The 25,752-nt window shown below is 65.3% G+C and carries 17 protein-coding genes, 1 pseudogene and 1 riboswitch; of the genes and pseudogenes, 8 read left to right on the forward strand and 10 right to left on the reverse strand.

Features of this window, described 5'->3' with window-relative positions:
- Nucleotides 1-43: 43 nt before the first annotated feature.
- From FQ746_RS06380 to FQ746_RS06395, 4 genes are all read right to left on the reverse strand, one after another.
- On the reverse strand, nucleotides 44-922 hold the full coding sequence (locus tag FQ746_RS06380) for an anti-sigma factor family protein (RefSeq protein WP_144108084.1): 879 nt from the start codon (nucleotides 920-922) through the stop codon (nucleotides 44-46).
- Nucleotides 919-1,437 carry a sigma-70 family RNA polymerase sigma factor gene (locus FQ746_RS06385; protein ID WP_144108085.1) on the reverse strand — a complete coding sequence of 173 codons (519 nt, stop codon included), beginning with the start codon at nucleotides 1,435-1,437 and terminating at the stop codon, nucleotides 919-921. Before FQ746_RS06385 ends, FQ746_RS06380 begins: the two co-directional genes overlap by 4 nt.
- A gap of 126 nt (nucleotides 1,438-1,563) precedes the next feature.
- Nucleotides 1,564-2,331, reverse strand: a complete 768-nt coding sequence (locus FQ746_RS06390; RefSeq protein ID WP_144108086.1) for an anti-sigma factor family protein — start codon at nucleotides 2,329-2,331, stop codon at nucleotides 1,564-1,566.
- Between the two features lie 110 nt (nucleotides 2,332-2,441).
- On the reverse strand, nucleotides 2,442-4,937 hold the full coding sequence (locus FQ746_RS06395; protein WP_144108087.1) for an FAD-dependent oxidoreductase: 2,496 nt from the start codon (nucleotides 4,935-4,937) through the stop codon (nucleotides 2,442-2,444).
- 193 nt (nucleotides 4,938-5,130) lie between these two features.
- On the opposite strand from FQ746_RS06395, the gene FQ746_RS06400 reads away from it, so the two are divergent.
- The 4 genes from FQ746_RS06400 to FQ746_RS06415 all read left to right on the forward strand — a co-directional run bounded on the left by FQ746_RS06400 (nucleotide 5,131) and on the right by FQ746_RS06415 (nucleotide 12,817).
- Nucleotides 5,131-5,904 (forward strand): DeoR/GlpR family DNA-binding transcription regulator, encoded by a 774-nt coding sequence (locus tag FQ746_RS06400; RefSeq protein ID WP_144108088.1) that lies wholly within the window; start codon nucleotides 5,131-5,133, stop codon nucleotides 5,902-5,904.
- 161 nt (nucleotides 5,905-6,065) lie between these two features.
- A complete protein-coding gene (locus FQ746_RS06405) occupies nucleotides 6,066-9,617 on the forward strand; it encodes a DEAD/DEAH box helicase (protein ID WP_144108089.1) in 3,552 nt (1,183 codons plus the stop codon).
- A 215-nt stretch (nucleotides 9,618-9,832) separates the two neighbouring features.
- Nucleotides 9,833-11,155 carry a DUF1996 domain-containing protein gene (locus FQ746_RS06410; RefSeq protein ID WP_260853912.1) on the forward strand — a complete coding sequence of 441 codons (1,323 nt, stop codon included), beginning with the start codon at nucleotides 9,833-9,835 and terminating at the stop codon, nucleotides 11,153-11,155.
- A gap of 876 nt (nucleotides 11,156-12,031) precedes the next feature.
- Nucleotides 12,032-12,817 (forward strand): response regulator transcription factor, encoded by a 786-nt coding sequence (locus tag FQ746_RS06415; protein ID WP_144108090.1) that lies wholly within the window; start codon nucleotides 12,032-12,034, stop codon nucleotides 12,815-12,817.
- A 43-nt stretch (nucleotides 12,818-12,860) separates the two neighbouring features.
- Here FQ746_RS06415 and bluB read toward each other — a convergent pair whose 3' ends face one another.
- From bluB to cobA, 5 genes and pseudogenes are all read right to left on the reverse strand, one after another.
- The gene (bluB, locus tag FQ746_RS06420) at nucleotides 12,861-13,520 is read right to left on the reverse strand and encodes a 5,6-dimethylbenzimidazole synthase (protein ID WP_144108091.1); all 660 of its coding nucleotides are present in this window, start codon (nucleotides 13,518-13,520) and stop codon (nucleotides 12,861-12,863) included.
- Nucleotides 13,504-15,009: a cobyrinate a,c-diamide synthase gene (locus tag FQ746_RS06425; RefSeq protein ID WP_144108092.1), complete on the reverse strand. Its 1,506-nt coding sequence runs from the start codon at nucleotides 15,007-15,009 to the stop codon at nucleotides 13,504-13,506. Before FQ746_RS06425 ends, bluB begins: the two co-directional genes overlap by 17 nt.
- Before the next feature lie 27 nt (nucleotides 15,010-15,036).
- Nucleotides 15,037-15,639 carry a cob(I)yrinic acid a,c-diamide adenosyltransferase gene (gene cobO / locus FQ746_RS06430; RefSeq protein ID WP_144108093.1) on the reverse strand — a complete coding sequence of 201 codons (603 nt, stop codon included), beginning with the start codon at nucleotides 15,637-15,639 and terminating at the stop codon, nucleotides 15,037-15,039.
- Nucleotides 15,636-16,136 carry a cobalamin biosynthesis protein gene (locus FQ746_RS35485; RefSeq protein WP_409932374.1) on the reverse strand — a complete coding sequence of 167 codons (501 nt, stop codon included), beginning with the start codon at nucleotides 16,134-16,136 and terminating at the stop codon, nucleotides 15,636-15,638. Before FQ746_RS35485 ends, cobO begins: the two co-directional genes overlap by 4 nt.
- A pseudogene (cobA, locus tag FQ746_RS35490) lies at nucleotides 16,125-16,877 on the reverse strand (uroporphyrinogen-III C-methyltransferase); the annotation flags it as partial. The gene FQ746_RS35485 and the pseudogene cobA, both read right to left, overlap by 12 nt.
- A 311-nt stretch (nucleotides 16,878-17,188) precedes the next feature.
- Nucleotides 17,189-17,470, forward strand: a riboswitch (cobalamin riboswitch).
- 145 nt (nucleotides 17,471-17,615) lie between these two features.
- Here cobA and cobW point away from each other — a divergent pair.
- From cobW to FQ746_RS06455, 4 genes are all read left to right on the forward strand, one after another.
- On the forward strand, nucleotides 17,616-18,746 hold the full coding sequence (cobW, locus tag FQ746_RS06440; RefSeq protein ID WP_313955563.1) for a cobalamin biosynthesis protein CobW: 1,131 nt from the start codon (nucleotides 17,616-17,618) through the stop codon (nucleotides 18,744-18,746).
- 6 nt (nucleotides 18,747-18,752) lie between these two features.
- Entirely contained in the window at nucleotides 18,753-22,556 is a 3,804-nt protein-coding gene (gene cobN, locus FQ746_RS06445) for a cobaltochelatase subunit CobN (RefSeq protein WP_144108094.1), read from the forward strand.
- Complete coding sequence (locus tag FQ746_RS06450) at nucleotides 22,553-23,644, forward strand: ATP-binding protein (RefSeq protein WP_144108095.1); 1,092 nt, start codon at nucleotides 22,553-22,555, stop codon at nucleotides 23,642-23,644. The genes cobN and FQ746_RS06450 overlap by 4 nt, the downstream gene beginning before the upstream one ends.
- A gap of 140 nt (nucleotides 23,645-23,784) precedes the next feature.
- Nucleotides 23,785-24,327, forward strand: a complete 543-nt coding sequence (locus FQ746_RS06455) for a vWA domain-containing protein (RefSeq protein WP_144108112.1) — start codon at nucleotides 23,785-23,787, stop codon at nucleotides 24,325-24,327.
- A 33-nt stretch (nucleotides 24,328-24,360) separates the two neighbouring features.
- On the opposite strand, the gene FQ746_RS06460 is transcribed toward FQ746_RS06455, so the two are convergent.
- Nucleotides 24,361-25,323 carry a flagellar brake protein gene (locus FQ746_RS06460; protein WP_144108096.1) on the reverse strand — a complete coding sequence of 321 codons (963 nt, stop codon included), beginning with the start codon at nucleotides 25,321-25,323 and terminating at the stop codon, nucleotides 24,361-24,363.
- Nucleotides 25,324-25,752: the final 429 nt, after the last annotated feature.

Below are 25,752 nucleotides of genomic sequence, written 5' to 3' on the forward strand. Positions count from 1 at the left end.
TCGTAGAATTCCACGTTGGTTGCGCACAGCAAGGTTTAAAAACTCACCCCGGCGCCACCCCCGTCAGTTGCGAATACACGTCGTGCGACAACTGCAGCAGCTGATCGCGATCGATGCCGCCCGACACCGCATAGCCAAAATCTCCATCGACCCAGTAAAACACGTTCACCGGCCCGTCCTGATACAGCTTGAACGCGGTGGTGTTCGAACTCACCTGCCGATGCGAGATGCACAACGTCACACGCTCGCCGTGCGGTCCGCGATACATGAACTGGGCGGTGGGGCCATCGGCGCCGGGCAGTAGACGGCCGCCCGACAGGCTGAAGCCGCTCTTCGCCAGCATCGGCGGATGCACGTTGGTGCCCAGCCGGTTGGCGAGCCATTGCACGAAATCCTGTTCGTGATCGGCGGTCATATCGGCCGGACGGTCGATGGCCGGCATATAAACCACGTGCGCAATCGCTGCCTGCCGCGCGAAAACTTCCGGGCCGTCGGCGCTGACCGCGCGCGTATCCGGCGAACGCGGAGACAGCGAGGACAGCGCCGACATCGATAGTCCGCCGCCGTCCTGCCCCCAATGCGTCCCCACGCCGATCCCGACGCCCAACACCAGCGCCGCGGCCATCCCGGCGAATTGCGGCCAGTTCGCGGCACTGAACCAGCGGCGCGGAGCCACGGGCGCAGCCGCGACTTCAGGCGCCGGCATCTGCAGGCGCCTGGGCACCGGCTCGTTCAACACACGGTCGTAGCGCTCGTGAAACAGGCTGTTCAACGAAAAATAATCGCTGACCCGCGCGGCGAGTTCCGGGTTCTGTTCGAGCGCGCGCTCCACCGCATCGCGCCGTTCGTCGGACAGGGTGCCGTCGACGTAAGCGTGCAGTTCTTCTTCGCCGATCGGCGTGTGTTGCCGTTGGTCGCTCATCGCACCACCTTTAGTTTCGCGCTGGGCTGCGTGCCCGCCATCAACGCCCGCAGCCGCTCGCGTCCGCGCGAGAGCCGGGACATCACCGTGCCGAGCGGAATCTCCAGCGCGAGCGCGACGTCGGCATAACTCATTTCTTCGAGACCTACCAGCAGCACGACTTCGCGCTGATCGAGCGGCAGACGTTGCAGCGCGTAATCGAGGTCACGCATTTCCAGCGACCGCGTCTGCTCGGACGGCACGGCCAATTCGCTTTCGTGGATGCTTTCGTCGTCGACTTCGACATGTACCGCGCGCGCCGACGCCTTGCGCGCCTGATTGGCAAACACGTTGTGCATGATCGTGAAAAGCCACGCGCGCAGGTCGGTGCCCGGCTGAAACAGCTCCGTGCGGCCGAGTGCGCGTTCGAGCGTGTCCTGCACCAGATCGTCGGCGAGATCGCGATTGTTGATCAACGCACGCGCGTAGCGTCGCAAACGCGGCACGTGCTCCATCAACTCGTCACGGACATCCATGATTCGGTTCCAGTGGGGCGGCGTTCGTGGAGAGCAGGGCGTCGCGGTCGAAGTCCGACAACGTGGCTGCGGCGGCTGCCGGGCATTCTAATCCGCGGCGGCGCCCGCCATAAACAGAAGCGCCGGTCATTGCAGCGTCATCGCGTCGGCGGCGCGCATCAGGCCGTGAGTACGCGCGTCGCCGGCCACGACGAAGCGCTGCGAGCGCGCATGCCAGGTCAGCAACCGGATCTCGCCGATCCGCCGCGCGGCCCACTGCGGCTGCGCCGGCGCCAGTAGCGCCCACGCCGATATCACGACCACCGGGCGGTTATCCGCGTTCAGATAGATGAATTCGCTGGCGCGCTGGAACGGTCCGAGCGACAGCGAGCGCTGTTCGACCAGCCGTAAGCCGATCGCCGACAGGTTCGGCGCGAAGCCGTCGTCGCGAGTCGGCGTCGCGGCGGGAAACGGTGCGGCGGCATTTTCCGCCAGCGCCATGACGGCGGCATTGTCGAGCGCCTGCACCGACACCTGAGTCGCGGCAAGCCAGCCGGTCAGCGCGAGCAGCACCAGTGCGCACGAGGCGGCTACGCCGAGCGGCCGGTTGCGGCGCGCGGCAAGTCGCCAACGCCGCGCGACGTGGCGCAGACCGTGAGCGCCGCTGTCCGCGCGGCCGTGCGCGCGTCTATCCGCGGATTCGCCGGTGGTCTGGAACGCCTGCTGGATCCGCGCGTTCAGCTTGCCGTAGAAGGCCACCCGGCGTGCCTCGGCGGGGTCCTGAGTCAGATAGTCCCGCAGAGAGGCGGCACGCTCGGGCGCCAGCGTGCCGTCGGCATAGGCCTGAATGTCGGCTTCCGAAAGCCGGGGAGCGGACGGAGCGGACGAAGCGGACGATGCAGGGTTCGAAGTCATGAGCGGCGCCTGGTGAATGCAGCTATCGAACGGCAAACACATCGGCCCGCGGGTTTATTCCACGCTCATCGAAAATTTCCGCGATTTCACCAGACGCTGCCGGCCTGCCGCTAGCTTTTCACCCGCTCCGAGCGCGGATCGTAAGGGGCCTTCAGATGCACCGTCGCCGGCAGCAGGTCGCCGGCCACGTCGATCTCGTACCGGCCGCTGCCGAGATACGCCGCATCGGCTGCGCCATCGGGATTGTTCACATAGCCCATGGCCACCGGACAGCCCAGCGTATGACCGAACGCCGCGGAACTGACGAATCCGACCGGCACACCGTCCCGCAAAATGGCTTCGCCGCCCCACAGCATGCGATCGGCCGCGCCGTCGGCGCTCAACACCGCCATGCGGCGGCGCAGCGGTTCGTCCCGCAGCGCCAGCAACGCCGCGCGGCCACGGAACGGAATGTCCTTGTCGAGCTTGCACGCGAACGACAAACCCGCCTCGAACGGATGCGTATCCGGCGTCAGTTCGCGACCCCACGCGCGGTAGCCTTTCTCGATCCGCAACGAGTCGATCGCGTAATAGCCCGCGTTGACGAGTCCGAACGCGCGACCTGCGGCGTGCAGCGTCTCGTACACACTCACGGCGAATTCCACCGGCACGTACAGTTCCCAGCCGAGCTCACCGACATAGGTGAGCCGGGTGGCGCGCACGGTCGCGTAGCCGAGATCGACCTCGCGACTCTGGCCGAACGGGAAGGCGGCCTGGCTCCAGTCCGCTTTCGACACGGTTTGCAGCAACTCGCGCGAGCGCGGACCCATCACGGCGAGCACCGCGTACTGGCCGGTGACGTCGACCAGCGTGCAATGGCTGTCGGGCGGAATCGCCTTGTCGAGCATGTCGAAGTCGCGCGTGGTCTGCGCGGTGCCGGTAACCAGCAGGTATTGATCGTCGGCCACGCGCGTCAGCGTGAAATCGGATTCGTACTTGCCGGCCTCGTTGAGCATGCCGGTGTAGACGGCGGTGCCGACCGGCACGGCCACGTCGTTGGCGACGATGCCTTGCAGCACGCGCTCCGCATCGCGTCCCTTCACGAGGAATTTGGAGAACGACGTCATATCGAAGAGCGCCACGCCCTCGCGGCAGGCGCGATGTTCGGCGGCGCTCCACGGCAGCCAGTTCTGCTGGCCGAACGCGTACTCGATCGTCGCCTGTTGCGGCGTGGGCGCAAAAAAGTTGGCGCGTTCCCAGCCCATCTTGCTGCCGAAGCACGCGCCGTCTTCACGCAGCAGCGCGTACAGCGGCGAGCGCCGGAACGGCCGCGCGCTGTCCAGTTCGCGATTCGGCCAGGGCATCGCGTAATGCAGGCCGAGCGTTTCCTTCACGCGATCGTGCAGCCAGGTGTCGTTGCCGTTGAAGCGCGCAAACCGGCGGATGTCGACCGGCCACAGGTCCATGGTCGGCTCGCCCGCGACGATCCATTCGGCGAGCGCCATGCCCGCGCCGCCCGCCGACGCGATGCCCATCGAGTTGAACCCCGCACCGACGAAAAAGCGCCGCAACTCCGGCGCTTCGCCGAGCATGAAGTTGTTATCCGGCGTGAACGACTCGGGCCCGTTGTAGAACTGGCGGACCTGCGCGGTCTCGAGCGCGGGCACGCGCTGCAGCGCGTTTTCCATCAGGATTTCGAACTGATCCCAATCGTCGGGCAAAAGCTGGAACTCGAAATTCTCGGGAATGCCATTCATGCCCCACGGCTTCGCGTTGGGCTCGAAACCGCCCATCACGAGTCCGCCCACTTCTTCCTTGAAGTAGATGAAGCCGTCCGGATCGCGCATGACCGGCAGGTCGGGATGCACGCCGGCAATCGGTTCGGTGACGATGTAGTAGTGCTCGGCCGAGTGAAGCGGCACGGTCACGTCGCACAGACGGCCGACCGCCTTGGCCCACTGACCGGCGCAATTGACGACGATCTCGGCATGCAGCGTGCCCTCGTCGCCGTTCTTGTTGCGCCACGACAGGCCGCTGACTTCGCGCGCGCCGCGCGCCGCGCCGTCGCTGGCGGTGCGGGTGTGGATGGCCGTGACGCGGGTGTTTTCGACGATACGCGCGCCGCGCTGGCGGGCGCCGCGCGCGAGCGCCTGGGTCAGGTCGGTGGGATTGGCCTTGCCGTCGCCGGGCAACCAGACCGCGCCGAGCAGGTCGTCGGTGCGCATGACCGGCCACAGGTCACCCGCTTCACGCGGGCCGATCACGTCGCAGGCCACGCCGTATGCGCGCGCCACGGCGGCGGTGCGCTTGAGTTGCGTCATCCGCTCCGCGGTGCGGGCGACCGATAACGAGCCGCATTGCTTCCAGCCGGTGGCGAGGCCGGTATCCGCCTCGAGTTCCGCATACAGCGCGGTGGAGTAGCGGATCAGCTTGGTCATGCTTTCCTGCGCGCGTAACTGGCCGACGAGACCCGCAGCGTGCCAGGTGGTGCCGCACGACAACTGACCCTGTTCGAGCAGCACCACGTCGGTCCAGCCAAGCCGCGTCAGGTGATAGGCGACGGAGCAGCCGATGATGCCGCCGCCGACGATGACGACACGCGCGTGTGTGGGAATTGGTGTGGACATGTGTGGTATTGCGTGGACAAGGTGCGCGTAGCTTGCCGGAAAAAGCGGCTCGACGCAATGTCGTTCAACCTGAGTCAAGCCGCGCGGTGTGTGGTTTTAGTTGGCACTGTGTGGGAATCAAGCCCTGTGAAGCGTGTTTTTGCTAGAATTGCCCGTCTTTCATCCACTCCGCTGCGCCAAAACCGTCCTTTTTATGTTCTCGCCCCAACGCCAAGCCGAAATCCTGCGCCTGCTGCGCGCCGAGCGCACCTGCACCATTGTCGGACTGGCGGAACGGTTCGGCGTCTCCGACGAGACCATCCGCCGCAACATCAAGCCGTTGATCGCCGACGGTCTGCTCGTCAAGGTGCACGGCGGCATCATGCTGCCCGAGCGTCTCGACGAGCCGCCGTTCCAGCGCCGCATGCTGGCGAGCCGCGCGGCCAAGCAGGCGATCGGCGTGCGGCTCGCCGAACTCGTCGAAGACGGCGATTCGCTGATTCTCGAAGGCGGCAGCACCTGTCTGCATATCGCCGAAGCGTTGGGCGTGCGCTCGCGGCTCACGGTCGTGACCCATTCCATCGAAGTCGCCCGCGTGCTCGCGCCGCGTAACGGCAACCGCGTGTTCGTGGCCGGCGGCGAGGTGCGGGCCGACGACGGCGCCGCGTTCGGCGACAGCGTGCTGGCGTTTCTGCGCCAGTTCCACGTGCGTTATGCGATTGCGTCGGTCACCGCGATCGATCTGCAAGGCCGTTTCATGGATGCCCTGCCGGCCGACGCGGCGTTTTCGCTGGCGGCTTTCGCGCAGGCGGAACGCCGCGTGGTCGCGGCGGATAGCGCGAAATTCGGTCATAGCGCGCTAGTCCACGCATTCGGCCCGGAAGCGGTCGATCTGCTGGTCACCGACGAAGCGCCCGCGCCCGCGCTCGCCGAGGCGCTCGCGGCGGCGCAGGTCGAGGTGCTGATCGGCACGCCGCCCGCGCCCTGAGCGGTCGGCGGGAAAGCCGCCCGGAATTTAAGCGTCCGCTGCGCCCAAAGGCGCGCTCCGCGTAAAATGGCCGGTTTCCAGCAGCGCCGGCAATTGACCATCGTCGACCGGTGTCACTGTCGAATCGCGCGCGCCTCGCCGCCCTGAACCGGATTAACTCGATGTCACCAGTTTTATTCGACCGCGAACGCATCACGCAATGGCTCGGTGAGCACACCGTGGCCAAGTCGCGCTCGGTGGGTCCGGTGACCGGCGTGACATGGCGAGGCGACACGCTGACGGGCGACGTGCAGGGCAGCGAGAGGCAGCCGTACCAAACTCTCGTCCGCTTTCGCACGGACGGCGGTTCGCCGTGGGCGCAGGGCAGTTGCAGTTGCCCTGTGGGCTACAACTGCAAGCACGTGGCCGCGCTCCTGTTCGCCGAGCTTGCGTATCACGACGAGATGGATCACATCATCCACGCCGAGTCGGGCGACGATTCCGCGCAGCTTGGTCGCCACGACGATAGCGAGCAGAGCAATGGCAGCAACGGTAGCGACGGTGGCGTCGGCGCCTTCCGTCAGCAGACGCCCGCCGCCGGCGTGCGCCCCGAACTGGTCAGCTGGCTCGAACGATTTCGCGCCAGCGCCGAAGCGGCCGAAACGCGCGCACAGAAAGACGGCGCCGTGCGCACCCAGACGCTCGCTTATCTGCTGAACTGGTCGCGTTTCCAGTTGCGCCACGAAGTCTCGCTCTACCGGGCGACCTGCCGCGCCGACGGCACGATCAGCCAGATCGGCGAACCGTGGGGCAATGTCGAAGGGGCGCTGCTCAAGCAACCGCGCTTCGTGTCCGACGAAGACCTGTCGATCCTGCGCGGCTTGTGGCTCGGCCGCTCGCGCGACGATTTCGACCGCTTCATCCTGCGCGGCTCGAGCGGCGCGGAAATACTGCAGAAGCTGATCGTCACCGGCCGGCTGTTCTTCGAGTTCAAGCCTGCATCAGGCAAAACGGCGCCGACGCCACTCGCGCTCGCCGCCGAGCGGCCCGGCCGGATCGAGTGGGAGCCGCTCGCCGACCAGCGCCTGCGGCCGGTGCTGCGCACCGACCCGCGCGCCAGCATGGTGTTGCCCACCGAGCCTATCTGGTACGTGGACGGCGAAGCCAACGAGGCCGGCGTGGTCGCCACGTCGTTGCCGTTCCAGCAGTTGCCCGACTATCTCGCGATGCCGCCCATTTCTTTGGCCGAAGCGCCGCTGGTCGCCTCTGTGTTGCGCGAAATCGCGCCCGGCTTGCCGCCGCCGCCTTCGCACGACAGCGCGGTGATTCGCGTGATCGATATGGAGCCAGTGCCGGTGCTGGTCCTGAACAGCTATCCGTTGCCGTCGGCGGGACGTGGCGTGCAGCGCAAGACCGAGGCGCTCGAACTCGCCGCCGTGAGTTTCGACTACGACGGCGTCAGCATTAACGTGGATAGCAGCGTGACGCTGGTGCCGATGCCGGGCGGCGACGTCATCCATATCCGGCGTCGTTACGACACCGAGAAAAAGCGCCTGCTGGAACTGCGCAAGGCCGGTCTGCAGAAAGTCCCGACCAGCCGCCTCTACATGTCGAGGCTGCCGCCCGGCACGATGCTGGGCTTGCCCGACGGCGACGCCGAGGCGTGGTCCGCGTTCGTCAACGACGCGCTGCCGGCGCTCGTCGCACAAGGCTGGCGTGTGACGATGGCCGCGGAGTTTCGCTACAACGTGATCGAAATCGACGCGATCGAAGGCGCCGCCTATCAGGCCGGCGACGGCTGGTTCGATCTGGAGATGGGCATCCGCATCGGCGAGCGCAAGGTGCGGCTCGAACCGCTGCTGGCCGATCTGTTCCGGCGCGACAGGCGCTGGCTGGGCGGCGCGCTGGAAAGCATCGCCGACAGCGAGCCGATCGAGCTCAAGACCGAGGAGAACAAGCGTCTGCGGCTGCGCGCGGATCGGCTGAAACCGGTGGTGCGGGTGCTGGTCGACCTGTTCGACGCGCTCGGCGGCACGCTCGCCGACGGCGCGCTATTACGCGTGCCGTCGACGGATGCGGGCCGGCTCGCCGCACTCGACGACACCGGACGCTGGCAATTCCGGGGCGAGGACGCGATCCGGCAGATGGCGCGACGTTTGCAAGCCGGGCCCGGGCTGCGCGAAGTGCCGGTGCCGCGCGGGCTGCACGCGCAGTTGCGGGTTTATCAGCAGCAGGGGCTCGACTGGATGCAGTTCCTGCGCGAACACGGTCTGGCCGGCGTGCTCGCCGACGACATGGGGCTGGGCAAGACCGTGCAGACGCTCGCGCACATCCTCGCGGAGAAAGAAGCCGGACGCCTGACCCGGCCCGCGCTGATCGTCGTGCCGACCACGCTGGTGCACAACTGGCGCGAGGAAGCCCGGCGCTTCGCCCCCGATCTGAAGGTGCTGGTGCTGGACGGTCCGCAACGCAAGGAGCGCTTCGAGCAGATCGGCGCGCACGAACTGGTGCTCACCACCTACGCGCTGTTGTGGCGCGATCAGAAGGTGCTCGCCGAGCACGACTATCACCTGCTGATTCTCGACGAAGCCCAATATGTCAAGAATGCGACCACCAAGGCCGCGCAGGCGATTCGCGGTCTGCGCGCGCGGCATCGGCTGTGTCTGACCGGCACGCCGCTGGAGAATCACCTCGGCGAGCTGTGGTCGCAGTTCGACTTTCTGTTGCCGGGTTTTCTGGGGACGCAGAAAGACTTCACCAGACGCTGGCGCAATCCGATCGAAAAGAACGGCGACGACGTGCGCCGCAGCCTGCTTGCGCGGCGCATCCGGCCGTTCATGCTGCGCCGTCGCAAGGACGAGGTCGCCAAGGAACTGCCGCCCAAGACCACGATCGTGTGTTCGGTCGAACTGGAAGGCGCGCAGCGCGATCTCTACGAAACCGTGCGCACGGCCATGCAGGAGAAGGTGCGCGCCGCGATTACCGCGCAAGGCCTCGCGCGCAGTCACATCATCGTGCTCGATGCGCTGCTGAAACTGCGCCAGGTGTGTTGCGATCCGCGGCTGGTCAAGAAGATTCACCGACCGGACCAGGCGGCGGATGAGCCGGAAACGGTGCCGGCGGCCCGGCCCCCGGCGAAGGCTGGCAAGGCCGATAAGGCTGCTAAAGCTTTGAAGGCCGATGGGACGGCTCCGGGTCCGGGTTCGGCCAAGCTCGATCTGCTGCTGTCGATGCTGCCGGAACTGATCGACGAGGGCCGCCGCGTGCTGCTGTTCTCGCAGTTCACCGGCATGCTGGCGCTGATTGCCGGAGCGCTTGAAGAAGCCGCGATTCCCTACGTGCTGCTGACCGGCGATACGGCGGACCGGGTCACGCCGGTCGAGCGTTTCCAGCGTGGCGAGGTGCCGCTTTTTCTGATCAGTCTGAAAGCGGGCGGCGTCGGGCTGAATCTGACCGCCGCCGACACGGTGATCCACTACGACCCATGGTGGAACCCCGCCGCCGAAAATCAGGCCACCGACCGCGCGCATCGGCTCGGGCAGGACAAGCCGGTGTTCGTCTACAAGCTGATCGCGGCGGGCAGCATCGAGGAAAAGATCGTCGAATTACAGGAGCAGAAGGCGGGACTAGCCGACAGTATCCTGTCCGAAGACGCCGCGGGCGCCGCCCGGTTTTCGGACGACGATCTCGCCGCGCTGTTCGCGCCGATGCCGGCCATCGAAAGCGGCCGTTAGCGCGGGGTTTTGAACGGCCATTCTCCGTGCGCATGAAAGGCGATCTGATCCATGGCCAGTCGCCCGATACTAAAAATAAAATAATTTATCGGGCGAGGTGAACGGGAAAATCGAGTCGGGTAAATAATCGACTGACCCATGAATTCCGCCTGATCGGGTTGCCCTTTCATTCGATTCCCGTATCGCGTGCTGGAATTAAAATGGCGGAGATTATCATGATAAAAAATGCCGAAATCGTGCGGATTCTGTCGCTGCTCATCCTCGTTCTCAGTTCGGTGATGAATCCCGTTCAAGCCGGACAATTCAATGTGCAATGCACGTATTCACACACGCTGCCCGACGATTCGATCGTCCGTTATGGATTGCCGGGATTCGCCATGCAACACGATTTCTTCGGCAATACCTCGACCGATGCATTCAGCGAACTCGCCACGCTGAATGCCAGGAAGATCACCACCTGTAACGTCCAGGCCGATATGTCGGCTTACTGGGTGCCGCAATTGAAGCGCAAGTCCGGCATCGTGCTGCCCGACTTCCAGAAGACCTACTACCGCAAGAATGTCGAGCCGCCGGTCAGCGCGATTCCGCAAGGTCTGGAGATGCTGGCGGGCAGCCACCGCGACATGTCGCCGAATCTTCACGCGGCTTATTTCTGCGCGAATGTCGGCTATACCGCCGAAGCGCCGACGAGTTGCCCGGTGGTCGACGGGCGGGCGCAACTGGACATCGTCCTGACTTTTCCGGACTGCTGGGACGGCACGCATATCCGGCCGGACTTCTCGCAAGGCGTGCAGAACATGGCGTATCACAACCCCGACGGAACCTGTCCCGCCGCGTATCCCGTGCAAATCCAGCAGCTGGACATGAATATCCAGTACAGCCTGGGCAACGACGGCGACCTGTCCGACGCGCAACTCTCGATGGACCCGGTGATGAAAAACGGCGTGCTGACGCCGACGTGGGGCAGCCTGTACACCGCGCATGCCGACTTTATCAACGCGTGGAAGCCCGATAGCCTGCAGTACGCCACCGACCATTGTTCGAACCAGCCGGTCGCGTGCAACACCGCTATCCCGACGTACTTTTCCGCAGCCAGCGCCGACAGCTGGCTGGACGCGAACGGGGTGCCGCACGATACCGACCCGGTTCTGCGCGTGGGCCCCGGCGACATCGTCTTCATGAAGTTTCCGACGCCCGCGAACACCGACGCGTACCCGTATCGAAAGGCTTCTTTGCAAACGTTCGGGCGCAACGTGACGGACTCGACTGCCGAAATGATGCGCCTGTATGCAGCGACGACGTCCTGGAACGACGCCACGGATGCGCCCGTGGCGAGCGACTGCACGACGCGGCAGATCGGCGGAATCTATCTGGACAGTGCCGCCCAATCCCGGCTCAACGACGTCGATGCCTATGTGAAGCAGCAGATTGCGGATCAAGCCCCGGACATTGCGATTTGTATTCGCAATGGCACTGGTCGGGTGGTGGAATTCAATTCACGAGAGCAGGCGTCGGGACCGGCATTGTTTCTGCAATAAAAACTGTTAAACGTTGCAACGTGACTCGCGTATTTGCCGCAATACGCTATTGAAACCGGCTTGCGGCAGGCTGAATGTCGCTTATGAAGAGATTACGTTTGTGTCAGCCGGGTTTTTGAATGTAACGAATGTAAATGCGAGGCGCCGGGAAGTTCTCACTACGCGACTTTTAAACTGTTGCTGGACGTCATCAGCAAGCACTTAACCGCCAACGGCATAGTAAAAAATGCCGACCGCTCGGTTACAAGTGAAGTTCTTTCATCTTGAGCCGGATTTTCAAACCGGATATTTTTCTCCCACTCGTGCGGTATGACCCCCGCGAGCGTGTGGTGTGTTAGGCGGCGTCGCCTCGAAAGAGGCGGCGTCGCATTTTTTTGGCGGGATCGTTTCAAGCGTAACGACTACCGATCCGCAGCCAACCGGGACGTCCGTTTCCGAATTAACATTTAACAATTGCCAAGCGATTTTCTTATAGACTTTTCGAGTCCGGGAAGCCAATTGTTAAATCCCGCAGTTACGCAGGTGGTGCCGACGGTATAAGGCCGGAGAGGGGCGAATATTCAAAATGAATATCCGGACGAGGGCGCCTGGGTGAATGTGGCTGGAAATGGCCAGAAATGATTTTCTGTGAAAAGTCATGCGTGTTTTCGATTATGATGTTTCGCTTCCGCATTATGCCGAACACCGATTTACGCCAAATACGGGGGACGGAATGCGTACGGGTTTTAGAGGAGACGCGGCGAAGTGCCTTCAGGCGCCGGGTAAATGACCGTTAATAACGTAACGGCGCTGGCAGAGGCGCTGGCAGAGACGCAAGCATGGGCAGGTCGGTCGGAGTGACTAAAAAGTGAAGAAGAAGTCGCGTTGCGGGGGTTTATGAGAATTGCTGTCCTCGATGATGACTCGGCGCGAGCCGAACTGGTGTGTGAGACGCTGTCGGCGGCCGGCCATGTCTGTCACGTTTTCGATACGGGCCGCGAACTGGTGCGGCAACTGCGCCGCCAGACTTTCGATTTACTCGTGCTCGACTGGGATGTGCGCGATATGTCGGGCGAAGAGGTTCTGTTGTGGGTTCGGCAAAGCGCTTCCGGGCAACTGCCGGTACTGTTCATGACCCGGCCCGGCACGGAGGCCGATCTGGCGTCCATTCTCAATACGGGCGCGGACGACTACGTCGTCAAGCCCGTTTCCTCCGCGCTGCTGCTGGCGCGGGTCACGTCGTTGCTGCGCCGCGCCTACCACCTGAAACCGGCCGCGGGCAAGGAAGTGTTCGGCGAATTCGAGTTCGATCTGGGCGCGAAGCACGTGGTGGCGCGCGGCGTGGTGGTGGCCGTGACGCAGAAGGAATTCGATCTCGCGCTGCTGCTGTTCCAGCATCTGAGCCGTCCGCTGTCGCGCGCGCACATTCTCGACGTGATCTGGAAACAGGCCGTCGACATTCCGTCGCGCACGATGGACACCCATATGTCGATGCTGCGCAGCAAGCTCGGCTTGCGTCCGGAGCGCGGCTACCGGCTCACGCCGATTTACGGGTATGGCTATCGGCTGGAGCGGCTGGAAGCCGACGAGGCGCGTCCCGGCGCCGGTCGGCACGCGGGCGAGCATGCCGATAACCCGACCGGCAGGCGCGCGGACCCGCGCGCCGACGACGGCGAAGAGTGAGCGTCGGCGCGCGTTTGCGCGCGTCCCCAACCACGCCGACGCCTTATCGCGGCTTGTCTCCGCTATCCGGCCAGCAGTTCTCGAACACGCAATCGGCGAGCGGCAGGCGGCTCGCCCAACGCTCGGTTTCGAGCATCGGCTCGACATAGAACTGCTCGACGTGCCCCAGACAGAGAATCGCCACGGGCCGCGCGCCTGCCGGCATCCGCAGCAGCTGGCGCACCGTGTCGACGTCGAATAGCGACACCCAGCCGAGTCCCAGACCCTCCGCGCGCGCCGCGAGCCACATGTTCTGGATCGCGCAGGCGACCGACGCCAGATCCATCTCCGGCAAGGTGCGGCGCCCGAAAATATGCCGCTCGCGACCATCCATTAGCGCCATCACCAGCAGTTCGCCGCATTCCCGCATGCCTTCCACCTTCAGCTTCATGAAGGCGTCGCGCCGTTCGCCGAGCGCGTCGGCGGTGGCGAGCCGTTCGGTTTCGACGCTTTCGTGCAGCGCTTCGCGTAACGCGGGATCGGTCACGCGGGCGATCCGCCAGGGCTGCATGAAGCCGACGCTCGGCGCGTGATGCGCCGCTTCGAGCAGCCGCTGCAGCACCGCCGGATCGACCGGTTCGCGGACGAAATGGCGCATGTCGCGCCGTTCGTGGATCGCGCGATAGACCGCGGCGCGATCGGCGTCGTTAAAAGGCTTCGCCATGGAACAGGGCGGCCGTGAAGGCCGGGTTGGAAGGCCAGTAGGCGTGCATATACGTCGCGACGATCGGGCCGGCGCGGTAAATCGCCTCGCCTGGCGCGTCGCCGTGTGCACGGGTGGCCGAGCGCAGCGGCGCGAGCGCCGTGCTCAGCCTGGAATAGTGAAAGGTGTGGCCGGTCATCGGACCGTGCAAACCGTCCAGCTGCTGCATGCCGAGCGCGGTGAAACGCGTTTGCATCGTCGCCCGGCCGGGTAGCAGGCCCAGCATCGGGGTGCTGACGCCTTGCGTGTCGGTCAGTTCGTCCAGCAGGTACAGCATGCCGCCGCACTCGGCGACCAGCGGCTTGCCCGCCGCGACGTGCGCGCGGATGGTGGTCGCGCTGCGGGTATTGGCGGCCAGCGTGGCGGCATGCAACTCCGGGTAGCCGCCGGGCAGATAGAGCGCGTCGGCTTCCGGCGGTACGGCTTCGTCGGCGAGCGGCGAGAACCACGCGAGCTGCGCGCCGAGCGCTTCGAGCAACGCGACGTTGGCCGGGTAGATGAACGAGAACGCCGCGTCGCGCGCCATCGCGATGCGCTTGCCGTCGAGCAGGCGCGGCAGTGCGCGCGACGCGGGAGCTGCCGCGGGAGCCTTCGTGGGCGCCGCTGCAGACGCCGTTGCGGGCGCCCCTGCAGCCCCCCATGCAGACGCCCTTGCGGGCGCCCCTGCAGCCCCCCATGCAGACGCCCTTGCGAGCGCCCCTGCAGCCCCCCCTGCAGACGCCCTTGCAGACGCCCCTGCAGGCGCCTCGAAAAACACCGGCGGCGGCAGCTGCGCGAGCGCCGTGTGTGCGAGCGCGTCGGCGGCGCGGTCTATCCGCGTTTCGAGATCGTCGATCTCGTCGGCCTGATGCAGACCGAGGTGACGATCGGGCAACTCGATCGCGGCGTCGCTGCCGACGTGGCCGCACCAGCGCAAGCCGGACGGCAACGCTTCCTGCAGCATCTGCGCGTGACGCACCGAGCCGACGCGATTGGCGAGCACGCCGTAAAACGGCACCTGCGGGCGGAATTGCGCGAGGCCGAACGCGACCGCGCCGAAGGTTTGCGCCATCGCTTTGGCCGAGATCACCGCGAGCACCGGCACGCCGAATGCCGTGGCGAGGTCGGCGCTGCTCGGCGTGCCGTCGAACAGGCCCATCACCCCTTCTATCAGGATCAGATCCGCCTCGGCGGCGGCAGCGGCGAGCAGTTCGCGGCAGCCGGTTTCACCGACCATCCACAGGTCGAGCGAGAGCACCGGCGCGCCGCTCGCGCGGGCCAGGATCATCGGGTCGAGGAAGTCCGGGCCCGTCTTGAATACGCGCACGCGTCGACCGAGGCGCCGGTGGTAGCGCGCGAGGCCGGCGGTGATCGTGGTCTTGCCCTGACCCGACGCCGGCGCGCTGATGAAAAGCGCGGGGCACGCGAGCCGGGCGGAACCGCTCGTGCTGTCGGTTGTGCGGCCAGTCACGTTGTCAGTCGCCCGGTCGGTCACGCGTCAGAACTCCACGCCGCGTTGCGCCTTCACGCCCTGCTCGCGGTACGGATGCTTGACGATGCGCATTTCGGTGACCAGGTCGGCGGCTTCGATCAACGCGTCCGGCGCATGACGGCCGGTCACCACCACGTGCAGCATTTCGGCGCGCGCATTCAGCACGGCGAGCACCTCGTCGAGCGGCAGGTATTCGTACTTCAGCACGGTATTCAGCTCGTCGAGAATCACCATCTGATAGTCGCCGCTTTCGATCATCCGGCGTGCTTCGTCCCAGCCTTTGCGGGCGGTGGCGATGTCGGCGTCGCGATTCTGCGTGTTCCAGGTGTAACCGTCGCCCATCGTGACGAAGTCGCATTGTGCGATGGCGCCGAGAAAGTCTCGCTCCGACGTATGCAGCGCGCCCTTGATGAACTGCACGACGCCGAGGCGCATGCCGTGGCCGAGCACGCGCACGGCCATGCCGAACGCCGCCGTCGTCTTGCCCTTGCCGGTGCCGGTGTTGACGATCAGCAGACCTTTTTCGACGGTCGCGCCGGCCTGCTTTTTCTCGTGGCCTTCGCGACGGCGCTCGGTCATGCGTTGATGGGATTCGGGATCGGTTTTCATGAAAGGTCCTGCCTGTCGATGTTCGAATTGTTCGAGGCGATGTTCGAGCCGGAATGAGCGCTGTTCGTGGCAATCGCGACCGTGACGCCGCCGTGCACCGTTTTTCGCACGATCAGCCTGGCGGTGCCGGTACGATCACCGGCTTCATACTCGGGCGCCGCGCCGAGCAGCGCGCACGGCTCGCATACGCCGTCCACGCCGAGATGCGCCCGCACGGCCGACGTTGCGCCCGGAGCCGGCTCTGTCGCTACCTGCGCGGTAACGGTGTCGATCTCTGCACGGCTGAAGAGCCGCAACCGCAGTGCATGCCGACTGCAGAATTCGAGCAGGCCCGCTTCGTCGGCCTTGTGGTCGATGGACGCGATGGTGGCGATGTCGTCGAAGCCATGCGTGCCGAGCGCGACGCGCACCGCTGCTTCGATCTGCGCGGCCGAAGTATGCGACCGGCAGCCGATGCCGACACTCAGTGTTTTCGCCGTGCTGTGTGCGGTGGACAGACCGGTCGTGGACGTGCTCGAAGCAGCAGGGACGGCCAGCGACGCCACGCCGCCGATCACCACGATGGCCGGTGAGCCGAGCCCGGCCTTGCCGACCGTCCCGGCGAATTCGTCGAGGCGCGCGAGCGCGTGGCGTTGCGCCGGCCGCGTCGCCGATTCGATGGCCGCGCACGGGGTAGCCGGGTCGAGTCCGGCCGCGAGCAGCGCACCGACGATCTCCTGCAAGCGCCGCATGCCCATATAGATCACCAGCGTCATGCGCGTGGCGACGAGCGCGGTCCAATCCGGCTCGCCGCTCCCGGCGCCGTGTCCGGTGACGAAGACCACGCCCTGCGCGTGATCGCGATGGGTGACCGGAATGCCGATCGCCGCAGGCGCGGCGATGCCCGCCGTAATACCGTTGATCACCGTCACGTCGATACCGGCCGCCTGCAGCGCCTGCTGCTCTTCACCGCCGCGGCCGAACACGAACGGATCGCCGCCTTTGAGCCGGGCTACGCTACGTCCCGCGTGCAGATGCTCGAGCATCTGCGCGACGATGCCGGCCTGCGGCGTGGACGGATGACCGCCGCGTTTGCCCACGTACACGACGTGCGCATCGGCACGCGCGAATTGCAGCACGTCGGGGTTCACCAGATCGTCGACCAGCACCACGTCGGCCTCGGCCAGCGCGCGGGTGGCCTTGAGCGTCATCAGTTCGACGTCGCCGGGGCCGGCGCCGATCAGCCAGGCGCGGGTCATCCTGGTAACCGCCGTGGTAACCGCCGTGGCAACCGTCGTGGCGACCGCATTGACGACTGCGGTGGCGCGATGCACGGTGGCGCGATGCACGAAAGCGGCCGTGGCACGACGCACGAATGCGAAGCGAGGGTCATGCGGTTCGGAACAATGGAGTTAGAGGTCATGCGGGACGACGGAGTGGTGCGGGACGCTGGCGCGCCACATGCGAACGCATGTGCGGGCACCCAACGCGCGCATACGATAGCACAGCGAAGCCCCTGCCGATAAGCGTTCGCGGCGGGTGTTTCCTTGACGGAGCGGGACCGCGGGCCTACACTCGCACGCACTTTGGTGCTCGTATGCGCGCTCTCGCGCATGCAGTTAAACGGGAAACAGGGCGCCCGCCGGCAACGGATAGGGTCCAACCTGTGCTGCCCCCGCAACGGTCAAGTGAAATGCGGTGCCACGCTGTCTGGCGGTACCGCGGAGCCGGCTTCGATGTCCACGCGCAAGGCCGCGTCGGCATATCACCACTGGGCGAGAAATTCCTCGCCCGGGAAGGGGAAGCGGCGCTTTCGCCAGCCCGGATACCGGCCAGAGCACGCTGAACGAGCGCCGCGGGGATGCGGCGCGCGCTTCATTACCCCGTTTCTTTTGCTCCTGCAAGTCGCCGTCCCCGCGCGTTCCGTCTGTCTTCAACCTGGTTGTCGAATCGAACGCGCCGGCATGCCCGGGCAATCTCTACTGATGGACCTCACCATGCAGACTCCCATGCGCAAGATTCCCGTCACCATCGTCACGGGCTTTCTCGGCAGCGGCAAGACCACGCTGCTGCGCCACATTCTTCAGCATGCGGGCGGCAAGCGCATTGCGGTGATCGTCAATGAGTTCGGCGAACTGGGTATCGACGGGGAAATTCTCAAGGGCTGCGGAATCGGTTGCGATGACAACGGTGTCGAGACCGAAGGTCAACTGTACGAACTCGCGAACGGCTGCCTGTGCTGCACCGTGCAGGAAGAGTTCTTCCCGGTCATGGAAAAACTCGTCGAGCGCCGCGAGCAGATCGATCACGTGCTGATCGAAACTTCGGGACTGGCTTTGCCGAAGCCGTTGGTGCAGGCCTTCAACTGGCCGCAGATCAAGAACAGCTTCACGGTCGATGCGGTGGTAACGGTGGTGGACGGCCCGGCCGCTGCGAGCGGCCAGTTCGCCGACAACCCCACGGCGGTCGATGCGCAGCGCAAGGCCGACCCGAATCTCGATCACGAGTCGCCGCTGCACGAGTTGTTCGAAGACCAGTTGTCCGCCGCCGATCTGGTGATCCTGAACAAAACCGATTTGCTCGACGACGCGCAGCAAGGCGCGGTCGAGGCGTTGCTGCGCGAAGAGATTCCCGCGCAGGTGAAGATCGTGCGCGCGCAGCAGGGCCAGCTCGATCTGCCTACGCTGCTCGGTCTGGAAGCGGCGTCGGAAGAGACGATCCACCTGCGCCACGACCATCACGGTTCGGCGGAAGATGCCGATCATCATCACGACGAGTTCGATTCCGTGGTGGTCCAGACGCAGGCAAGCTCGCGGGAAGCGGTGATTGCCGCGTTGCAGGGGCTCGTCGAGGCGCACACCATTTATCGGGTGAAAGGGTTTGCGGCTTTGCCGGGTGCGCCGATGCGACTGGTGATTCAAGGCGTCGGGCGTCGTTTCGACAGTTATTTCGACCGGCGCTGGCAGGCCGGCGAAGTCGAGGCGAGCGGCGCAACGAGCCGCTTCGTGCTGATCGGCGAAGAGCTCGATCAGGGCGTGCTGCAACGCGCGTTCGATGCGGCGTTGGGGGTGTCCACGGCGTCCACGGCGTCCGCCGCACTCACACGCGCCGCGGCGCAACAGGCGTAAGCGTCCATGCATCTGCTGCGCACCACGCCGGGCGGCTTCGTCGACGATACGCAGGGCGTGATCCGCATCGATCAGCAGCCGGCGGACATCGTCGTGCTGAGTTCCGCCGATACCACGCTGTCGTTGCTGGCGAGCGTGGTGCCGCGGCTGGGCGCGGGGTTTCCAAGCGTGCGGCTCGCCAATGTCACGTATCTGCGGCAGCCGGCGTCCGTCGACTTCTATGTCGAAGACGTGTTGCAGCATGCGCGCGTGATCGTGGTCGATCATCTGGGCGGCGAGGCGTATTGGCCCTACGGCATCGAACAGGTCGTGGCGCTCGCCGGGCGCAAACAGCAGACGCTCGCAATGTTCTCCGGCGACTTGCAGGAAGACCCGAATCTGCTCGCCCGCAGCACGGCCGACGCCGATCTGTGCCATCGACTCTGGCGGTATCTGCGTGAGGGCGGACCGCTCAACGCGGAGGCGTTTCTGCGCTGCATCGCGCATCGCGCGCTGGGTTTTGGACGCGAGCCGGCGCCGCCGCGCGCGCTGCCGGCCGCGACGCTTTACTATCCGCAACGCGATACGCCGAGCATCGCCGACTGGCAGGCCCGTTGGCGAGACGACGCGCCGGTTGCCGCGATCCTGTTCTACAAGGCGCATCTGCAGGCGGCCAACACGGCCGTATTCGATGCGCTAATCGACGCGCTCGAGGCACGCGGTCTCAATCCGCTGCCGATTGCGATTACCTCGCTGAAAGATGCATTGAGCCGCGATGTCGTGCAGTCGTTGTGCGCGCAACACCGGGTCGCGCTGGTGCTGAACACGACGGCCTTCGCCGCCAGCGCCATCGACGACCCCGCGCCGCTCGAACTGGCCGGCGACGCGCCGGTCATGCAGGTCATTCTGAGCGGCGGCAATCGCGACGACTGGCAAAAAGACAATCAGGGCCTCAACTCGCGCGATATCGCGATGCATATCGCGCTGCCGGAAGTCGACGGCCGCATCATCACGCGGGCGATCAGCTTCAAGGGGCTGGCTTATCGTTGTCCGCACACCGAAGTCGACGTGGTGCGGTATCAGCCGGATCTGGAGCGGGTCGGCTTTCTCGCCGAATTGAGCCGGCGCTGGTGCCGTTTGCGCACGCTCGACAACGCGGACAAAAAACTCGCGCTGATTCTCGCGAACTACCCGATGAGCGAGGGGCGTATCGGCAACGGCGTCGGGCTCGACACGCCGGCCTCGGTGGTCGGCATTCTGTCGATGCTGCGAGACGAGGGTTATCGACTCGCCGAGTTGCCCGCCGACGGCGACGCCTTGCTGGGAAAGCTCACCGAAGGCGTTACCAACGACCCGGTGGTGCGCGACCTGCGTCCCGCGCTGCAAAGTCTCGCGCTCGACGACTACCTCGTTCATTTCAACGCGCTGCCGGCCGAAGCGCGCCTCGCATTGAACGCGCGTTGGGGCACGCCCGAGCAGGACCCGACGCTGCGGCGCGGCCGCTTCATGATCGCGGGCTGGCGTTGCGGGCAGGTGTTCGTCGGCATCCAGCCATCGCGCTCGCGCGAGCAGGGCGATTACGCGAGCTATCACGATGCCGAACTCGTGCCGCCGCATGCGTATCTCGCGTTCTACTTCTGGCTGCGTCATCAGTTCGCGATCGACGCGGTCGTGCATGTCGGCAAGCACGGCAATCTGGAGTGGTTGCCCGGCAAGAGCGTCGCGCTGAGCGACGCGTGCTGGCCCGATCTGATTCTCGGGCCGATGCCGCATCTTTATCCGTTCATCGTCAACGATCCCGGCGAGGGGAGCCAGGCAAAGCGGCGCACCCAGGCCGTGATCGTCGATCATCTGATGCCGCCGCTCACGCGGGCGGAAAGTTATGGACCGCTGCAGGACCTGGAGCGCCAGGTCGACGAATACTACGAAGCGCTGATGGTCGATCCGCGCCGCTCGAAGCTGTTACGCAAGACGATTCTCGCCACCATCGTCGAGCACAAGCTGCATGACGAACTGAGTCTTGCGCAGCCCAACGGGCAGGATGCCGAAGACGTGTTGCTCACGCGCGTCGACGCGTGGCTGTGCGAGTTGAAGGAAGCGCAGATTCGCGATGGTCTGCATACGTTCGGGCAATCGCCGGAAGGCGTGCAGCGGCGCGATACCTTGCTGGCGTTGGGGCGCTTTCCGGTTGGTGGTGGACAGGGCGGAAACGCCGGATTGATCGATGCGCTGGCGCGCGATCTGCAAATGGATCATCTGTTCGACCCGTTGTCGGTGGACTGGGCGGCGCAATGGAACGGGCCCCGTCCCGCTGTATTGCAAGCCGTGAGCGATGCGCCATGGCGGCATGCGGGCGATACGCGCGAGCGGCTGGAGTGGCTCGCGGCAGGGATGCTCGACGAAGTGTGCGGTGCTGCGCTCACGCTTGCCGTGATGCCCGAAGCCGGAACATTGCCGCAAGCGGAGCAGGTCATCTCGCGTTTGCGTGAAGACGTGCTGCCTCGACTCGACGCCTGCGGTCCGCAGGAAATGCGCAATCTGACACGCGGCCTGGCAGGGCGATTCGTGCCGCCGGGGCCGAGCGGTTCGCCTTCGCGTGGCCGTCCCGACGTGCTGCCGACCGGCCGCAACTTCTATTCGGTCGATACGCGCGCGGTGCCGACTCAGGCCGCGTGGTCGCTCGGGTTGAAGTCCGCGCAGCAACTGATCGAACGGCATCTGCAGGAGAAGGGCGATTACCCGCGCGCAATCGGCCTCTCGGTGTGGGGCACGGCCACCATGCGTACCGGCGGCGACGATATCGCGCAGGCGCTCGCGCTGCTCGGCGTGCGGCCGAAATGGGCGCCGGGCAGCCATCGCGTGACCGATTTCGAAATCATGCCGATCGAAGCGTTCGACCGGCCGCGGATCGACGTGACCTTGCGGGTATCGGGATTTTTCCGCGATGCGTTCGCCAACGTGATGCATCTGTTCGACGCCGCGGTGCAGGCGGTGGCCGAGCTCGACGAACCCGAAGCGCTGAATCCGGTTCGCGCGCGCGTGCTGCGCGAACGCGACGCGCTCGTCGCGCGCGGCATGGACGCCGCCGAGGCGCGGCGGCGCGCAGGCTGGCGTGTGTTCAGTGCGCGTCCGGGTGCTTATGGCGCGGGCTTGCAGGACATGATCGACTCGCAACAGTGGCAAAGCGATGCGGATCTCGCGAACGCATATCAGTCGTGGGGCGGCTATGCGTACACGCAGAAACGCGCGGGCGAAGCAGCGCGCGATGCGTTCGGCGCACGGCTCGCCGCCATGGACGTGGTGCTGCAGAACCAGGACAACCGCGAGCACGACCTGCTCGATTCGAACGACTACTACCAGTTCCAGGGCGGCATGGTGGCGGCCGTGCGGCACCTGGCGGGCAATCAGCCGCAGGTGTATCACGCGGATCACAGCAATCCCGCGGCGCCGCGCGTGCGGACCTTGCACGAGGAAATCGCGCGCGTGGTGCGCTCGCGCGTGGTCAATCCGAAATGGCTGGACGGCGTGAAGCGACATGGCTACAAAGGCGCGGCCGAAATTGCGGCGACGGTCGATTATCTGTATGGGTACGATGCGACCGCGCGCGTGATCGCGGATCATCAATATGCGCTCGTTACCGACGCTTATCTGAACGACGCCCACACCCGCGAATTCCTGCAACGGCACAATCCGCATGCGATGCATTCGATCTGCGAGCGTCTGCTCGAAGCCATGCAACGCGGCTTGTGGCAGGTGCCGGGCGAGTATCGCGAGCAGGTCGAACAGCATCTGTTGACGAGCGAGCAGCAGATCGAAGGGATGCAAACATGAACGCAGAGTCTTCGCGGGCGGCTTTTCCGTTGCCGTTTCCTTTCGCTGCATTGATCGGGCAGGACCCATTGCAGCAGGCTTTGCTGCTGGCCGCCATCGATCCGCAACTGGGCGGCGTGCTGGTCAGCGGGCCGCGCGGCACGGCGAAATCCACGGCGGCGCGCGCGCTGGCCGAGTTGCTGCCGGAAGGGCAACTGGTGAATCTGCCGCTCGGCGCGAGTGAAGATCGCCTGATCGGCACACTCGATATCGAAACCGTGTTGCGCGACGGCGCGGTGCGATTCTCGCCGGGGCTGCTCGCGAAGGCGCATCGCGGCGTGTTGTATGTCGACGAGGTCAACCTGCTGCCGGACGCGCTCGTCGATGCGTTGCTCGATGCGGCGGCGAGCGGCGTGAACACCGTCGAGCGCGATGGTGTCTCGCATAGTCATGAAGCGAGCTTCGTGCTGGTCGGCACGATGAATCCCGAAGAGGGCGAGTTGCGACCGCAACTGATCGACCGGTTCGGCTTGATGGTCGAGTTGCAGAACTGTTTCGATCCAGCAGTGCGGCAGGCGATCGTCAAGGCGCGGCTGGCGTTCGATCTCGACCCGCAAGGGTTTCGCCAGGCTTACGCGGGGCAGCAAGCGGGTTACGTGCAGCGGATTCGCTCGGCGCGCGAGGCGCTGCCGCAGCTTGCGTTCGACGATGCGGTGCATGCTCGCGTCAGCACGTTATGCATCGAGGCGGCCGTGGACGGCTTGCGCGCCGATCTCGTGATGTTGCGCGCGGCGCGCGCGCTGGCCGCGTTGGAGCAGGCGGGGGCGGTCGCCGTGGAACACGTGGAGCGGGTCGCCGGGGCGGTGTTGATGCATCGGCGGCATGCGGGCGAGGCTCGCTCGTCCGATGAGGCGCAGGACGATGCTGGGGAGGCGGGCAGGTCTTCCGGGTCATCCTCTGCGGTATCCGGCGATGAGGCTGTTTCCGGCGATGGGCCTTCCTCTCCGTCTAGCAGCCCGGCTGAGAGCGATTGGGGTTATTTGCCGCCGTCTTCGTCCGCGACCGCTCACGTCAAAGGTGTCGTACCGCTTAACGTAAAAAAACGCTGAGCCATCGGAAGGGCGCCGCCGCTGACTCGCGCAGCGGTTTTCGATGGCGGCAACAGGCAGATGCGGTGTCACGCCATCGTTCCGGCGGACGGTCGGCCGATCAAGGCAAGCGGATTGCCTGGCCGAAGACCTTCGCGGCGATGGGGCAGGACGCATTGCGCGCCCAGCATTTGCGATTTTTGCCCGAGACGCCGCGCAGCGGTGCGCTGCACTGTTTCGTGCTCGACTGCTCCGGGTCGATGCTGGCCGGCCAGCGCCTGGCACTCGCCAAAGGTCTGCTGATCGCGCTGCTGGATCGCGCGAGTACGGCGCGCGACGAGGCGGCGCTCATCTGTTTCGGCGGGACGGGGACGGCGCTGCGGTTCGGGCCAGCGGTGCCGCGCTGGTGGAACGAACGATGGCTGGCGCCGGTGGGCGGCGGCGGAGGTACACCGTTGGCGGCCGGCGTGCGCGAGGCGGAGCGACTGTTGGCGCGCTGCGCGCGCCGGCGGCCGGCGCAGCAGCGCTGGTTGTGGATTCTTAGCGATGGTCGTAGCACCGACCGGCCGGTCCCGCCGCATCACGTAGACCAGATCGTATTCGTCGATTTCGAGCAGGGCGCGCTACGGCTGGGACGGTGCGCCACGCTGGCTCGCGCGTGGGATGCGCGCTGCGTGACGCCGGAGGAGTTGATCGGCGGGTGAGCGGGTGTGTTGTCCGATTGCCTGGTCGACGGTCTATCGCAAGCCGTTCGACCAGTACGACACGTCGTCCTGGCGGTCGAACACATACACTTTCATCGCTATCTGCTGATTCGGGTCGAGTTGATCGAGTTCGAGTCCGTGCGTGGTCGACTCGCCCGCGGCGCCGCCTTTCTGCACATTGCGGATGATCGCGGTGGTCTCGACGTCGCTGTCCATGTCGGCGGATTTCAATCGGAAGGCCACGCGCACGCGTGTGCCGACTGCGCCGAGCGGCTCGGTCGTCGTCAGCGACATGCCGAGTGCGCTGATCCCTTTCGCGAGACCCAGTCCTTCGTAAGACTCTCCGTTAGTGTCGACGCTAAAGCGCACCGCGAGATGAGAGTGCACGCGGATCGACTTGCGTTCGCGCAAGCGGCGGATCACGCCCGGCTTCGACAGCACGACGTAATCGAACGGCGCACGGCAGACCGACTCCACCGTGCAGACGAAGCGGAACACGGCCTGGCTCGCTATCGCGACGATTTCGATGTTTTCGTTCAGACGTAGATCGAGCATGCGCCCCTGGTGCAGCGGCGGCGTGACGAACAGCGCGTGATTCGGTGCGAAGCCGATGATCCGGCACGGATGCATGGGCGCGCCGCTGCCGAGTTGCGAGCGCACACCGATCAGCGAGCCGATTTCCAGATGCATGTCCTTGATGGTCAGCGGCGTCGTGGAGTCCGGCGAGGGTTCGCTTTTCGCTGTGGCTTGTTCGTCGGCATCCAGCAGGTCGCCGCGATACGGCCGGAAATGTTTGAACAGGAAGGCGCGCTCGTCCGCCGTCGCGACGGTTGCGCCGCTTGCGAAGAGAGGCGTGCCGTCGGCATCGACGATCGGCCACTCCAGCGGCGTGCCGACCGGCACCACGTCGGACGTCAAGGCTGGCGATGGCTGCGGCACCGTTGCTGCAGCAGCGGGCGTCGGTCCGGCGACGCTTTCGTCGATGGCGTTTTCCATGGTCGGCGATCAGATGAGTGACGGGATATCCTTGGTTTACGGCGATGCGGGCAAATCCTTTAGTGCTGGTGATTCAGCGTGGTGCTGGCATTAGTTCGAGTAGATTCGAGCATGAAATGACGAGTGTGCTAATTGATTGGATGCCTAACTAATTTCTTGATGCTCGTGGTCGGTGCTGTCGGGTCGTCGTGAGACAAGTATGAAATTAATTTCGAAGAGGGGGTTGACGGGGTTCGGGCCGGCATCGCATAATTCGCCTCCCGTTAGATGACGGACGCGAAGAAAGCAGAGCTTCTGAGCGAATGATCTTTAAAAATTAACAGCCGATAAGTGTGGGCGCTTGATGCGCGATGCGCCGGCGGGCTCTTCGGGGTTTGCCGGGTAAAGCGAAAGTATCAAGTCTCACACAGTAATGAAAGGAAGGTTTGA

Origin of the sequence: Paraburkholderia sp. BCC1886, from assembly GCF_900996245.1 — a bacterium.
GTDB lineage: Bacteria > Pseudomonadota > Gammaproteobacteria > Burkholderiales > Burkholderiaceae > Paraburkholderia.